Here is a 14,199-nt window from a genome sequence, read left to right as displayed (position 1 = left end):
AAGGCCGCTCCTACAGAACCATGCTCGAGTCTCTGTAGGAGCGGCCTTGTGCCGCGAATGGGCCGCACAGCGGCCCAGGTTTGTCACGTTACAGCAAGCGGATCAGATCATTCGATCTGGCCGTGGCAATGCTTGAACTTCTTGCCCGAACCGCACCAGCATGGCTCGTTGCGGCCCAGCTTCTGTTCGTTGCGCACCGGCGCGGTGGCCACGGCCACTTCGGCACCTTCCTGGGCAGCTTGCTCTTCGCTTTCCAGGCCAGGGGCGGCGGCATGCTGGAACTGCATGCGCTGGGCCAGTTCCTCGGCCTCGCGACGCAGGCGCGCTTCCTCTTCGGCCGGGTCCTCGCGACGGACCTGGACATGGGACAGCACACGGATGGTGTCGCGCTTGATCGATTCCAGCAGCTCCTGGAACAGGCTGAAGGACTCGCGCTTGTACTCCTGCTTCGGGTTCTTCTGTGCATAGCCGCGCAGGTGGATACCGTGACGCAGGTGGTCCATGGTGGACAGGTGGTCCTTCCACAGATCGTCCAGTACACGCAGCAGGATCTGTTTCTCGAAGGTACGCAGGGCTTCCTCGCCGGCCTGGTCTTCCTTCTCGTTGTAGGCTGCGGTGATTTCGCTGAGCAGCTTCTCGCGCAGGGTCTCCTCGTAGAGGCGCTCGTCCTCGTCGAGCCACTGCTGGATCGGCAGCTTGATGGCGAAATCGCTGGCCAAAGCAGCTTCCAGGCCGGCCACGTCCCACTGCTCGGGCAGCGACTGTGGCGGAATGTGCTGGCTGATGGTGGCATCGAGCACTTCCTGGCGGAACTCGGCGATGGTGTCACCGATGTTGTCGGCCGCCAGCAGGCTGTTGCGCATGTGGTAGATCACCTTGCGCTGCTCGTTGGCCACATCGTCGTATTCGAGCAACTGCTTGCGGATGTCGAAGTTACGGCCTTCGACCTTGCGCTGGGCCTTCTCGATGGCGTTGGTGACCATGCGATGCTCGATGGCCTCGCCGGACTGCATCCCCAAGGCCTTCATGAAGTTCTTCACCCGGTCGGAGGCGAAGATACGCATCAGGCTGTCTTCGAGCGACAGGTAGAAACGGCTGGAACCCGGGTCACCCTGACGGCCGGCACGACCGCGCAGCTGATTGTCGATACGGCGGGATTCGTGGCGCTCGGAGGCGATCACGTGCAGGCCGCCAGCCTCGATCACCTGCTGGTGACGCTTCTGCCAGTCGGCCTTGATCTGGGCGATCTGCTCAGGGGTCGGGTTCTCGAGCGCTGCGACCTCGGCTTCCCAGTTACCACCCAACAGGATGTCGGTACCCCGACCGGCCATGTTGGTGGCGATGGTCAGCGCGCCCGGCGCACCGGCCTGGGCGATGATTTCGGCTTCCTTCTCGTGGTACTTGGCGTTGAGCACCTTGTGGTCGATACCTTCCTTCTTCAGCAGGTTGGACATGTGCTCGGAGGTTTCGATGGTGGCCGTACCGACCAGGACCGGGCGGCCCTGCTTCATGCTTTCCTTGATGTCGGCGATGATCGCCGCGTACTTCTCGTCGGCGGTCAGGTATACCAGGTCGTTGAAGTCCTTGCGCGCCAATGGCTTGTTCGGCGGAATGACCATCACGTTCAGGCCGTAGATCTGAGCGAACTCGAAGGCCTCGGTGTCGGCGGTGCCGGTCATGCCGGCCAGCTTGGTGTAGAGGCGGAAGTAGTTCTGGAAGGTGGTCGAGGCCAGCGTCTGGCTCTCGGCCTGGATGTTCAGGTTTTCCTTCGCCTCGATGGCCTGGTGCAGGCCTTCGGACAGGCGGCGGCCCGGCATGGTACGGCCGGTGTGCTCGTCGATCAGCAGGACCTGGCCGTCCTGGACAATGTATTCGACGTTGCGATGGAACAGCTTGTGGGCGCGCAGGCCGGCATAGACGTGGGTCAGCAGCCCCAGGTTGTGCGCCGAATAGAGGCTCTCGCCCTCGGCCAGCAGGCCGGCCTGGGTGAGCATCTCCTCGATGAACTGGTGGCCGGCTTCGTTGAGCTCCACCTGACGGCTCTTCTCGTCGATGGTGTAGTGACCTTCCTGGGTCACCTGGCCTTCGACTTCTTCGATGTGCTGGGTCAGGCGTGGGATCAGGCGGTTGATCTCGATGTACAGCTTGGAGCTGTCCTCGGCCTGGCCGGAGATGATCAGCGGGGTACGAGCTTCGTCGATGAGGATGGAGTCGACTTCGTCGATCACGGCGAAGTTCAGCTCGCGCTGGAACTTCTCCTCCTGGCTGAACGCCATGTTGTCGCGCAGGTAGTCGAAACCGAATTCGTTGTTGGTGCCGTAGGTGATGTCGGCGGCGTAGGCGGCGCGCTTCTCCTCCGGCGGTTGGAAGGCCGAGACGATACCCACGGAAAGACCGAGGAACTCGTACAGCGGACGCATCCAGTTGGCGTCACGGCGGGCCAGGTAGTCGTTCACCGTCACCACGTGCACGCCCTTGCCGGACAGTGCGTTGAGGTAGACGGCCAGGGTACCGACTAACGTCTTGCCTTCACCGGTGCGCATTTCTGCGATCATGCCCTCGTGCAGGGTCATGCCGCCGATCAGCTGCACATCGAAGTGACGCATGCCCATGACGCGCTTGCCGGCCTCACGGGCCACGGCGAAGGCTTCGGGCAGCAATTGGTCGAGGGTCTCGCCTTTGGCCAGGCGCTCCTTGAACTCTGCGGTCTTGCCCCGCAGCTGCTCGTCGGAGAGGGCCACCATCTTCTCTTCGAAGGCATTGACGATATTCACCGTCTTGAGCATGCGTTTGACTTCACGCTCGTTCTTGCTTCCAAAAAGTTTCTTTAACAAAGGCGCAAACATATCGACAGGATCTTCCACACTTAGGGATGGAGGGCGGCCCCGTGAGTCGCCCGTGCAGCCCATGGGCTGCATGCGAACGAGCATTCTACCCGGAAACGATGGTGAGGAAAGTGGTGGATTTCCACGATGCTGGCACAGCGCTTTGGCGGGGGCCCTCCTAACATAAGGGCTTTTCGGGCAAGTTCAAGGTGCTGGAAGATGAAACGTATCTGGGACATTTCCGAAGCGGATCAGGCGGTTGCGTTGCGTTTACTGCCCAATCGCGGGACAGGCCTGCTCCCGCAGGGGTTCGGCAAGACAGGCCGTGAGGCGTGCAGCTTCTGTTAAGATGGCCACCCAGCAACCCACTGTGTACTCCAATGGCCTACAAGCCCTCCCCCGCCCGCCCACCGGCCGCCCTGCTACGCCAGGCCCGGCCGCTGCGCCTGCTGCTCAACCAGGCCGAACGCCTGGAATACCTGCAGCGCCTGCTGGAGAGCCAGCTGCAGCCGGCTGCTCGCGAGCATTGCCATGTGGCGTCCTGGCGCGATGGCACATTGTTGCTGGTGGTGACGGATGGTCATTGGGCGACACGCCTGCGCTACCAGCAGAAAAGGCTGCAACGTCAGCTGCAAACGCTGGAGGCGTTCGGCAACCTGCAGCGCATCCTGTTCAAGGTGCAGCCGCCGCTGGTCCCGGCCAAGCGCGAGGGGCAAGGGGTCGAACTGTCGAGCAAGGCAGCCGAGAGCATTCGCGATTCGGCCGAAGGCATTGCCGACCCCAGGCTGCGCGCAGCCCTGGAGCGGTTGGCCAGTCACGCCCGCGACAAGCGATAGGCCCACTGGGACCGCTTCGCGCTCCGTCAGCAAGCATAAAAAAGGCCACCCGAAGGTGGCCTCAATGAACTAGAGAGTGTTCGAACTTACACGGCCGCAACAGGGCGCATGTAGGAGATCGGTGCCGTGCTGGCATCTTCGAAGGTGACCACTTCCCAGGCGTCTTTCTCGGCAATGAGCTTGCGCAGCAGCTGGTTGTTCAGCGCGTGTCCGGACTTGTAGCCCTTGAACTCGCCGATCAGGCTGTTGCCCAGCAGGTAGAGGTCGCCGATGGCGTCGAGGATCTTGTGCTTGACGAATTCGTCTTCGTAACGAAGGCCGTCTTCGTTGAGCACGCCGTCCTCATCGACCACGATGGCGTTTTCCACACTGCCGCCCAACGCAAGGTTGTGCTTGCGCAGGTACTCGATGTCGCGCATGAAACCGAAGGTACGGGCGCGGCTGACTTCCTTCACGAACGACGTGCTGGAGAAGTCGACGCTGGCGCTCTGGGTCCGGTTGCGCAGTACCGGATGATCGAAGTCGATCTCGAAGCTCACCTTGAACCCGTCGAAAGGCAGGAAGGTAGCGCGCTTGTCGCCCTCCTCCACCGTCACTTCGCGCAGGATGCGGATGAACTTCTTGGCTGCGTCCTGTTCTTCCAGGCCGGCGGATTGAATCAGGAATACGAAGGGGCCCGCGCTGCCATCCATGATCGGTACTTCCGAGGCGGAGAGCTCGACGTAGGCGTTATCGATGCCCAGGCCCGCCATAGCGGAGAGCAGGTGCTCGACCGTATCGACCTTTACGTCACCGTTGACCAGCGTCGTCGACATGGTTGTCTCGCCGACGTTGGCCGCGCGCGCCGGGATCTCGACGACAGGGTCGAGGTCGGCACGGCGGAAGACGATGCCGGTGTCCACAGGCGCTGGCTTGAGGGTCAGGTAGACCTTCTCCCCGGAGTGCAGGCCGACACCTGTGGCACGGATGGTATTCTTCAGGGTGCGTTGTCTAATCATGGCATTGGCCGCTTCAGCGCAAATTGCGAACAGGTATCAACAAAGGCTGGGGATGATAACAGACCCGGCCTTTGCTGAACACCAATCACCCCTATACCCCTGATAAATTCCATTAATCGGCCTGACGACGCAGGAACGCCGGGATGTCGAGGTAGTCCAGATCATCCTGTGGGTTGAGTTTAGCGGCTGCGGCAGCACCGCCATGGGCCTGGTTGCGCATCACGGTCGGACGCTCCAGGTCACGGTAGTTGACCGCTGGTTGCTCCTGGCGGGCCGGTGCCGGGATGGACGCCTCGTAGGCCTGTTGGGCGTTCTGCAGGGTGTTGTCCACGACCTTGACCGGCTTCTCGATGCGCGCGCCCAGGCCGGTGGCCACCACGGTCACGTGCAGTTCGTCGCGCATGTCCGGGTCGATCACGGTGCCGACCTTGACCATCGCGTGGTCGGAGGCAAAGGCTTCGATGATGCTACCGACGTCGGAGTACTCGCCCAGGGACAGGTCCGGGCCTGCGGTGATGTTCACCAGGATGCCGCGGGCGCCCTGCAGGTTGACGTCCTCGAGCAGCGGGTTGCGGATCGCCGCCTCGGTCGCTTCGCGGGCACGGTTCGGGCCACTGGCGCAACCGGTACCCATCATTGCCATACCCATTTCGCCCATCACGGTGCGCACGTCGGCGAAGTCGACGTTGATCATGCCTGGGCGCTTGATGATGTCGGAGATACCGCGTACGGCACCGGCCAGTACGTCGTCGGCCTTGGCGAAGGCAGACAGCAGGCTGGCATCCTTGCCCAGGATGGTCAGCAGCTTCTCGTTGGGGATGGTGATCAACGAGTCGACGCTCTCGGCCAGCATGCGAATGCCTTCATCGGCGATCTGCATGCGCTTGCGGCCTTCGAACGGGAACGGACGGGTCACCACCGCAACGGTGAGGATGCCCATTTCCTTGGCCACTTCGGCGATGATCGGCGCAGCACCGGTACCGGTACCGCCACCCATGCCGGTGGTGATGAACACCATGTTGGTGCCCTGCAGCACTTCGGCGATGCGCTCGCGGTCTTCCAGCGCAGCCTGGCGGCCGACTTCCGGATTGGCACCTGCACCCAGGCCCTTGGTGACGCCGGTACCCAGTTGCAGGATGGTGCGCGCGCCGATGTTCTTCAGCGCCTGTGCATCGGTGTTGGCGCAGATGAACTCGACGCCTTCGATGTTGCTTTTGACCATGTGGTTGACGGCGTTGCCGCCACCACCGCCGACACCGATCACTTTGATGACCGGGCTTTGCGGGACGTTGTCTACGAGCTCGAACATTTTCCCTCTCCTTACAGTTCTCTAGTTTTTGCGCCTACCACTACTGCTTTGAAACTTAGAAGTTGCCCTGGACCCAACGCTTGAATCGCTCAAGCACCGGGGCCTTCGGTTCATCGCCATAGCTGTTGTTGCTGCTGTTACCGGTCAAGGGCAGGTCCTCGGTCTGCTTTTGCAGGCCATAGGTGAGCAGGCCCACGCCGGTGGAATAGATCGGGTTGCGTACTACATCGCTCAGCCCCCGAACGCTGTGCGGCACGCCCAGGCGTACCGGCATGTGGAAGATTTCCTCGGCCAATTCCACGGCGCCTTCCATCTTCGCGGTGCCGCCGGTAAGGACGATGCCGGCCGGCACCAGGTCCTCGTAACCGCTGCGACGCAGCTCGGCCTGGATGAGGGTGAAGAGCTCGTCGTAACGGGGCTCCACCACCTCGGCCAGGGCCTGGCGCGACAGCTCGCGCGGCGGGCGATCGCCCACGCTCGGCACCTTGATGGTCTCGCCGGCGCCGGCCAACTTGGCCAGGGCGCAGGCGTAGCGGATCTTGATTTCCTCGGCGTACTGGGTCGGCGTACGCAAGGCCATGGCGATGTCGTTGGTCACCTGGTCGCCGGCGATCGGGATCACCGCGGTGTGGCGGATAGCGCCTTCGGTGAAGATGGCGATGTCGGTGGTGCCTCCACCGATGTCCACCAGGCACACGCCCAGTTCTTTTTCGTCATCGGTCAGCACCGAGTAGGCCGAGGCCAACTGCTCGAGGATGATGTCGTCGATTTCCAGGCCGCAGCGGCGCACACATTTTTCGATGTTCTGCGCGGCATTGACCGCGCAGGTGACCACGTGAACCTTGGCCTCCAGACGTACGCCCGACATGCCCAGGGGCTCGCGCACGCCTTCCTGGTTGTCGATCACGTAGTCCTGCGGCAGGGTGTGCAGCACCCGCTGGTCGGCCGGAATGGCTACAGCCTGGGCAGCGTCGAGCACACGCTCGAGGTCAGCGGTGCTCACTTCCCGGTCGCGGATGGCGACGATGCCGTGGGAGTTCAGGCTGCGGATGTGATTGCCGGCGACACCGACGAACGCCGAGTGGATGCGGCAGCCGGCCATCAGCTGCGCCTCTTCCACGGCGCGCTGGATCGACTGCACGGTCGATTCGATGTTCACCACCACGCCCTTCTTCAGGCCGCGGGACGGGTGGGTGCCGATCCCCACGATCTCCAGGGAGCCGTCGTCGGCCACTTCACCCACCAGCGCCACCACCTTGGAGGTGCCGATGTCCAGCCCGACGATCATTTTGCCGCTATGCGCGTTTGCCATGGTCCTGCCTCTCTCTAATTCTTCGCAACGGCGGGTTGGGCCGTCGTCGGTGCAATCGGTTCCCGCCAGCCAACGGCAAGCCCGTTGGCGTACCGCAGATCAACGCGGGCGATGTTTGTGATCTGCTCTTTGAGTGTCTTGTCGTAAATGGCAATGAAACGGCGCATCTTCTCCACCAGGTGGTCGCGCCCCAGCAGCAGCTCGATCCCAGGCCCAGCGCTGCCCGCGCCGGTGGTCAGGAACCAGCTGCCTCGCTCGCGCAGCTCCAGGCGAGCGATGGAAAAGCCCAAGGGGCGCAGCATCTGGCTCAATACCTGATACTGCTGCATGACTTGTTGCTGAGCGCGCTGCGGCCCGAACAGCTGCGGCAGATGCTCATAGTTGGCCAGCTCGCGCGGGGTGAAGGCCTGCCCCTGGTTGTTGAGCAGGGCCTCGTCGCCCCAGCGCGCCACCGGCAACTGTTCTTCCAGGCGGATCACCACCTCGTCCGGCCAGACACGACGGACTTCGGCATGGGCGATCCACGGCATCTGTTCGAGCTCCGTACGCATCGCTGTGAGGTCGACGCTGAAGAAGCTCGCCGCCACGTAGGGCGCGATCCGCTGCTGCACCGCCTGCTGGCTGATGTAGCTCAGGTCGCCCTGCACGGCGACCTTGGTGATCGGACGGTCGGCGTACGGCATCAGGCGCACGGCACCTTCATAGGCACCGAAGCCCGCGGCCACCAGCAGCACCGGCCACAGCAGGCGCTTGAACACACTGAAGTTGGCCTTGGGCAGGCGCGCCGACATTGGCTCCTTGGCCACCAGTCGGCTGGCACCACGCGGCACCGGCTTGCTACGGCCGGTGGCGGGTTGCTGATGACGTAACATCGCGCCTTGCATGGCTGTTAACCTCGCGTCTCGACGCTGGCGGCCAGGATCGCCAGCACCAATTGCTGGAAGTCCAGGCCGGCCGCGCGGGCCGCCATGGGCACCAGGCTATGGTCGGTCATGCCGGGTGCGGTGTTGACTTCGAGCAGCCAGAACCGGCCCTGCTCGTCCTGCATCACGTCCAGCCGGCCCCAGCCTTCGATGCCAATGGCATCGCAGGCGCGTGCGGTCAGGTCGATCAGTTCCTGTTCCTTGGCACTGTCCAGTCCGCACGGGATGCGGTACTGGGTGTCATTGGCGATGTACTTGGCGTCGTAGTCGTAGAACACATGCGGGGTGCCCAGCGCGATCGGCGGCAGTACCTGGCCACGCAGCACCGCGACGGTGAACTCCGGGCCGCGAATCCACTGTTCGACCAACACTTGGGAATCGTACTTGGCGGCATCCTTCCAGGCAGCAACCAGCTCTTCGACGCTGTTCACCTTGGCCATGCCGATACTGGAACCTTCATGGGCCGGTTTGACGATCAAAGGGAAGCCCAGTTCCGTGCCGGCCTCGACACAATCGTTTTCGTTACCCAGCACGGCGTGGCGCGGGGTCGGGATGCCCAGGCTTTGCCAGACCTGCTTGGTACGCAGCTTGTCCATGGCCAGCGCCGAGGCGAGGATGCCGCTGCCGGTGTAGGGAATGCCCAAGCACTCCAGCAGGCCCTGCATGCTGCCGTCTTCGCCGCCACGACCATGGAGGATGATGAAGGCGCGGTCGATCTTCTCGCTCTGCAGGCGAGCCAGCAGGTCATCGCCTACGTCGATGCCGACCACGTCGACACCGGCGTCGGTCAGTGCCTGCAGCACGGCCTTGCCAGACTTGAGCGAGACTTCGCGCTCGGCGCTCTTGCCTCCGTACAGCACGGCGACCCGCCCGAAGGCCTTCACGTCCAGGGTGGAATGCAACTTGGCGTATGCGCTGCTCATTTCGACTTCTCCGGGCTGGCGACGGCGCCAGCGAACAGCGGGCTCTTGATCAGTTGCGGGGCCAGGCCGCCGATGTCACCGGCGCCCTGGCACAGCAGGATGTCATCGGCGCGCAGCAGCGGCTTGACCAGCGGTGCCAGGTCGACACCACGCTCGATGTAGATCGGGTCCAGCTGGCCGCGCTGGCGGATGCTGTGGCACAGCTGGCGGCTGTCGGCACCGGGGATCGGCTCTTCGCCGGCCGGGTACACCTCCATCAGCAACAGCACGTTGGCGTCGGCCAGCACCTGCACGAAATCGTCGTACAGGTCGCGGGTACGGCTGTAGCGGTGCGGCTGGTAGACCATCACCAGGCGCCGGCTCGGCCAGCCGCCACGCACCGCCTTGATCACCGCAGCCACTTCGGTCGGGTGGTGGCCGTAGTCGTCGACCAGCATCACGCTGCCACCTTCGACCGGCAGCTCGCCATACACCTGGAAGCGTCGGCCGACGCCCTGGAAGCCGGACAGCCCCTGGACGATGGCTTCGTCGCTGATGCCTTCGTCAGTGGCAATGGCGATGGTGGCCAGGGCATTGAGCACGTTGTGGTTGCCCGGCATGTTGACCGAGACGTCCAGCGGCTCGCGGTCGCGGCGCAACACGGTGAAGTGCGTTTGCATGCCATGCTGGCGCACGTTGATCGCGCGGATGTCGGCCTCGTCGCTGAAGCCGTAGGTGACGGTCGGGCGCTTGACCTGCGGCAGGATCTCACGCACCACCGGGTCGTCCAGGCACATCACCGCCAGGCCGTAGAACGGCAGGTTGTGCAGGAATTCGACGAAGGTTTTCTTCAGCTTGTTGAAGTCGCCTTCATAGGTAGCCATGTGGTCGGCGTCGATATTGGTGACCACCGCGACCATCGGCTGCAGGTGCAGGAAGCTGGCGTCGCTCTCGTCCGCCTCGGCGATCAGGTAGCGGCTGGTGCCGAGCTGGGCGTTGGTGCCGGCCGCGGTCAGGCGGCCGCCGATGACGAAGGTCGGGTCCAGGCCGCCGGCGGCGAATACCGAAGCCAGCAGGCTGGTGGTGGTGGTCTTGCCATGGGTGCCGGCCACGGCGATGCCATGGCGGTAGCGCATCAGCTCGGCGAGCATCTCGGCGCGCGGCACCACGGGAATGCGACGTTCCAGGGCGGTGGCAACTTCCGGGTTGGCCGGGTTGATCGCGCTGGATACCACCAGCACATCGGCGTTGGCCGCGTTCTCGGCGCGGTGGCCGACGAAGATCTCGGCACCGAACGACTCCAGGCGCTCGGTAACCGGCGAGGCCTTGAGGTCGGAGCCGGACACCTGGTAACCCAGGTTCAGCAGCACTTCGGCGATGCCGCACATGCCCACGCCGCCGACACCGACGAAGTGGATACGACGGATACGGCCCATCTTCGGCTGGGGCATGGCTTTCTGGCTCTCAACCATGGGCCACCTCCAGGCAGATGTCGACCACGGTGCTGGTTGCGGCAGGTTTGGCCAGGCGCCGTGCGGTGCTGGCCATGGTGTTGAGTTTCTCGGGTTGCATCAGCACCTCGTTCAGGCGTTCAGCGAGCTGCGCTGCGCCAGTTGTCGCTTGTGGCATCAGGAAGGCGGCGCCTTCACGTGCCAGGTATTGGGCGTTATGGGTCTGGTGGTCATCGATGGCGTGGGGCAAGGGCACCAGCACCGAGGGCAGGCCTGCGGCCGCCAGTTCGCTGACGGTCAGGGCACCGGCCCGACAGACCACCATGTCGGCCCAGCCATAGGCGTGGGCCATATCCTTGATGAAGGGCTCTACCTGAGCCTCGACCCCGGCCTCGCGATAACGCTCGGCGGTGATCGGCGCATGCTGCTTGCCGGCCTGGTGGAACACCTCTGGGCGTACACTGGCGGGCACTTCCGACAGGGCCTTAGGCAGCAATTTGTTCAATGGTTCCGCACCCAGGCTGCCGCCGAGTACCAACAGGCGTGCACGGCGCTCGGCCAGGGGCGTGCGATGGGCGTCCAGGAACAGTTCCGGGCGTACCGGATTGCCGGTGGTGCGGCGCTTGTCGCTGGCCCCGAAGGTGTCCGGGAAAGCCTCGCAGACACGGGCCGACAATGGCACCAGCAGCCGATTGGCGGTACCGGCCCGGGCGTTCTGCTCGTGGATCACCAGCGGAACGCCGCACAGCCGTGCGGCAACGCCGCCGGGGCCGGTCACATAACCGCCGAAGCCCAGCACGCATACCGGCTTGAGCTGACGAATGACACGCCGCGCCTGGAGCACAGCCTTGACCAAGGTGAACGGCGCCTTGAGCAGCGACAGCTTGCCCTTGCCGCGCAGGCCGCTAACCTGGATCAGGTGCAGCGGCAGGCCCGCCTGGGGCACCAGTTCGTTCTCGATGCCACGCGGGGTACCCAGCCAGTGCACGCTGTAGCCGCGGGCCTGGAATTCGCGGGCACAGGCCAGGGCCGGGAACACATGCCCTCCGGTGCCGCCAGCCATGATCAGGACGTTCTTGCCGTCAGCGGCCATGATAGGTCTCCTCGGCAAAATCGCTTTCCTTGAATTCGTGCTCCTCGCTGCCCAGGTGCGTGCGGCTCTCCCATTCGATGCGCAGCAACAAGCCCACACAGGCACAGCAGATCACCAGGGAACTGCCGCCGTAGCTGAGGAACGGCAAGGTCAGGCCCTTGGTAGGCAGCAGGCCGACGTTCACCCCGATGTTGATCAGGAACTGGCCGATCCACAGGAAAGCCAGGCCGAATGCCATGTAGGCGGCGAAGAACTGCTTGGCCTTCTCGGCCCATAGGCCGATGTACAGGGCACGCACGGTGACGAAGACGAACAGCGCCACGGTGCACAGCGAGCCGACCACACCCAGCTCCTCGGCCAGTACCGAGAACACGAAGTCGGTGTGCGCCTCGGGCAAGTAGAACTGCTTCTGCACACTGTTGCCCAGGCCCACGCCCAGCCATTCGCCGCGACCGAAGGCGATCAGCGCCTGGGTCAGCTGGTAGCCGGAACCGAACTGGTCGGCCCACGGGTCGGTGAAGGTGATCAGGCGCGCCATCCGGTAGGGTTGCGCCTGGACCAGGACGAACACCGCCACCACCGCCAGCGCCACCATCAGGCTGAAGCGGAACAGACCCACCCCGCCGAGGAACAGCATGGCCGCCGCGGCGCCCATCATGACCACGGTGGCCCCGAAGTCCGGCTCCATCAGCAGCAGGCCCGCCATCGGCAGCAGGACGATGAACGGCTTGAAGAAGCCCATCCAGCTTTCGCGCACTTCCTGTTGCCGGCGAACCAGGTAGCCAGCCAGGTAAATGACCACGAAGACCTTGGCGATCTCCGAAGGCTGGACGTTGAAGAAGCTGAAGCCGATCCAGCGCATCGAGCCGTTCACTTCCCGGCCGATGCCCGGCACCAGCACCAGTACCAGCAGGCCGAAGGCGCCAACCAGCATGGTGAAGCCCATGCGTTGCCAGGTGGCGATCGGGACCAGCAGGGTGGCGCCGCAGGCGACCAGGCCCAGGGCTACATACACCAAGTGCCGGAACATGTGGTACAGCGGGTTGCCCGACTGTACCGCGGCGACTTCCGACGACGCCGAGGTGATCATCACCAGGCCCAGGCCGAGCAGCGCCAGGCAACCGGCGAGGAAGGCGAAGTCCAGGTCGATGCCGCGACCGCTGATCAGTGGCGATGGGTAGGGCTTGAGGATGCCGAAGATCATGCCAGCCCTCCCGCCGCCTGGGCGAACAGGCGCCCGCGTTCTTCGAAATTCTTGAACATGTCCAGGCTGGCGCAGGCCGGCGACAGCAGCACGGCGTCCCCTGGCTGGGCCAGCTCGGCGCACTGCTGCACCGCTTCGTCCAGGGTCTTGACCCTGACCTGGCGCACGCCCTCGCCCAGCGACTCGGCCAGGCGTTCAGCGTCACGGCCGAGCAGCACCACCGCGCGGCAGAAACGCGCCACTGGTTCGCGCAGGGCAGAGAAATCTGCGCCCTTGCCATCGCCACCGGCGATCAACACCAGCTTGCCGTCGATATCCGCGCCCAGGCCTTCGATCGCCGCCAGGGCGGCACCGACATTGGTGGCCTTGGAGTCGTCGTACCAGTTGACGCCATTGCGCTCGCGCACCCATTGGCAGCGGTGGGCGAGCCCGGCGAATTCGCGCAGGGCCTCGAGCATCGGGGCGAACGGCAGGCCCACGGCATGGCCCAGGGCCAGGGCGGCCAGGGCGTTGCTCTGGTTGTGGGCACCACGGATCTTCAGCTCGCGCACCGGCATCAATGCCTGGAACTCGAAGGCCAGGTGCTTCTCGCCGTTCACTTCACGCAAGCCGAAGGCCTTGAAGTCCGGAGTATTGAGACCGAAGGTCCAGCATGGGCGGCCTTCGACCGGCAAAGGCCGGCTCAGGGCGTCCTGGCGGTTGACCACCACCTGACGCGCGCCACGGAAGATCCGGTGCTTGGCCAGGTGATAGGCCGGCAGACCGCTGTAGCGGTCCATGTGGTCTTCACTGATGTTCAGCACGGTGGCCACTTCGGCGTTGAGCTGGTCGGTGGTCTCCAGCTGGAAGCTGGACAGCTCAAGAACGTACAGCTCCACGGCGTCGTCCAGCAGGTCCAGCGCTGGAGTGCCCAAGTTGCCGCCCACGGCCACGCGCTTGCCGGCCTTGGCCGCCATCTCGCCGACCAGGGTGGTCACGGTGCTCTTGGCATTGGAACCGCTGATGGCGACGATCGGCGCCTTGGCGAAACGTGCGAACAGCTCGATGTCGCCGGACAGCTTCACGCCACGTGCGGCAGCCTGCTGCAGCGCCGGGGTGGCCAGGGCCAGGCCAGGGCTGACATAGAGTTCGCTGGCGCGGCACAGGAAGTCCACGTCCAATTCGCCACAGCGCACTTCCACCTGCGGGTATTCACGGCGCAGGGTGTCCAGTTCCGGCGGCTGCTCGCGGGTGTCGGCGACCGCAAAGGCGATGCCCCGGTTCGCCAGGAAGCGAACCAGGGACATGCCGCTCTTGCCGAGGCCGACAACGATGCGGAATTGGTCGGAAGCGATCAGTGACACGCT

General features: G+C 64.3%; 12 protein-coding genes. 2 read left to right on the top strand and 10 right to left on the bottom strand.

The annotated features are described in order from the left end of the window. Positions 1-107: 107 nt before the first annotated feature. Entirely contained in the window at positions 108-2,846 is a 2,739-nt protein-coding gene (gene secA, locus ACNFCI_RS13955; protein ID WP_084857295.1) for a preprotein translocase subunit SecA, read from the bottom strand. Between the two features lie 198 nt (positions 2,847-3,044). Between secA and ACNFCI_RS13950 the strand changes: the two genes are divergently transcribed. Further along, positions 3,045-3,173, top strand: coding sequence for a hypothetical protein (locus ACNFCI_RS13950; RefSeq protein ID WP_301178466.1), 129 nt, complete (start codon positions 3,045-3,047; stop codon positions 3,171-3,173). Between the two features lie 32 nt (positions 3,174-3,205). Continuing rightward, positions 3,206-3,661: a DUF721 domain-containing protein gene (locus tag ACNFCI_RS13945; RefSeq protein WP_084857293.1), complete on the top strand. Its 456-nt coding sequence runs from the start codon at positions 3,206-3,208 to the stop codon at positions 3,659-3,661. 86 nt (positions 3,662-3,747) lie between these two features. On the opposite strand, the gene lpxC is transcribed toward ACNFCI_RS13945, so the two are convergent. From lpxC to murD, 9 genes are all read right to left on the bottom strand, one after another. Next, positions 3,748-4,659, bottom strand: coding sequence for a UDP-3-O-acyl-N-acetylglucosamine deacetylase (gene lpxC, locus ACNFCI_RS13940; RefSeq protein WP_070092350.1), 912 nt, complete (start codon positions 4,657-4,659; stop codon positions 3,748-3,750). 112 nt (positions 4,660-4,771) lie between these two features. Continuing rightward, the gene (ftsZ, locus tag ACNFCI_RS13935) at positions 4,772-5,968 is read right to left on the bottom strand and encodes a cell division protein FtsZ (protein ID WP_084857291.1); all 1,197 of its coding nucleotides are present in this window, start codon (positions 5,966-5,968) and stop codon (positions 4,772-4,774) included. Positions 5,969-6,023: 55 nt separating this feature from the next. After that, positions 6,024-7,280, bottom strand: coding sequence for a cell division protein FtsA (gene ftsA, locus ACNFCI_RS13930; protein WP_084857289.1), 1,257 nt, complete (start codon positions 7,278-7,280; stop codon positions 6,024-6,026). A 14-nt stretch (positions 7,281-7,294) separates the two neighbouring features. Then, positions 7,295-8,164, bottom strand: a complete 870-nt coding sequence (locus tag ACNFCI_RS13925; RefSeq protein ID WP_084857287.1) for a cell division protein FtsQ/DivIB — start codon at positions 8,162-8,164, stop codon at positions 7,295-7,297. Between the two features lie 5 nt (positions 8,165-8,169). Next, positions 8,170-9,126, bottom strand: a complete 957-nt coding sequence (locus tag ACNFCI_RS13920) for a D-alanine--D-alanine ligase (protein WP_084857285.1) — start codon at positions 9,124-9,126, stop codon at positions 8,170-8,172. Further along, complete coding sequence (gene murC / locus ACNFCI_RS13915) at positions 9,123-10,577, bottom strand: UDP-N-acetylmuramate--L-alanine ligase (RefSeq protein ID WP_324815387.1); 1,455 nt, start codon at positions 10,575-10,577, stop codon at positions 9,123-9,125. Before murC ends, ACNFCI_RS13920 begins: the two co-directional genes overlap by 4 nt. Continuing rightward, entirely contained in the window at positions 10,570-11,649 is a 1,080-nt protein-coding gene (gene murG / locus ACNFCI_RS13910; RefSeq protein WP_084857281.1) for an undecaprenyldiphospho-muramoylpentapeptide beta-N-acetylglucosaminyltransferase, read from the bottom strand. The genes murC and murG overlap by 8 nt, the downstream gene beginning before the upstream one ends. Next, entirely contained in the window at positions 11,639-12,853 is a 1,215-nt protein-coding gene (gene ftsW / locus ACNFCI_RS13905; RefSeq protein ID WP_084857279.1) for a putative lipid II flippase FtsW, read from the bottom strand. Before ftsW ends, murG begins: the two co-directional genes overlap by 11 nt. Continuing rightward, a complete protein-coding gene (gene murD, locus ACNFCI_RS13900) occupies positions 12,850-14,196 on the bottom strand; it encodes a UDP-N-acetylmuramoyl-L-alanine--D-glutamate ligase (RefSeq protein ID WP_084857277.1) in 1,347 nt (448 codons plus the stop codon). The genes ftsW and murD overlap by 4 nt, the downstream gene beginning before the upstream one ends. Positions 14,197-14,199: the final 3 nt, after the last annotated feature.

Origin of the sequence: Pseudomonas sp. NY15356, assembly GCF_048068175.1 — a bacterium.
GTDB lineage: Bacteria > Pseudomonadota > Gammaproteobacteria > Pseudomonadales > Pseudomonadaceae > Aquipseudomonas > Aquipseudomonas putida_K.
The sequence above is the reverse complement of the archived record's forward strand: the minus strand, read 5'-3'. Positions and strand labels throughout refer to the sequence as shown.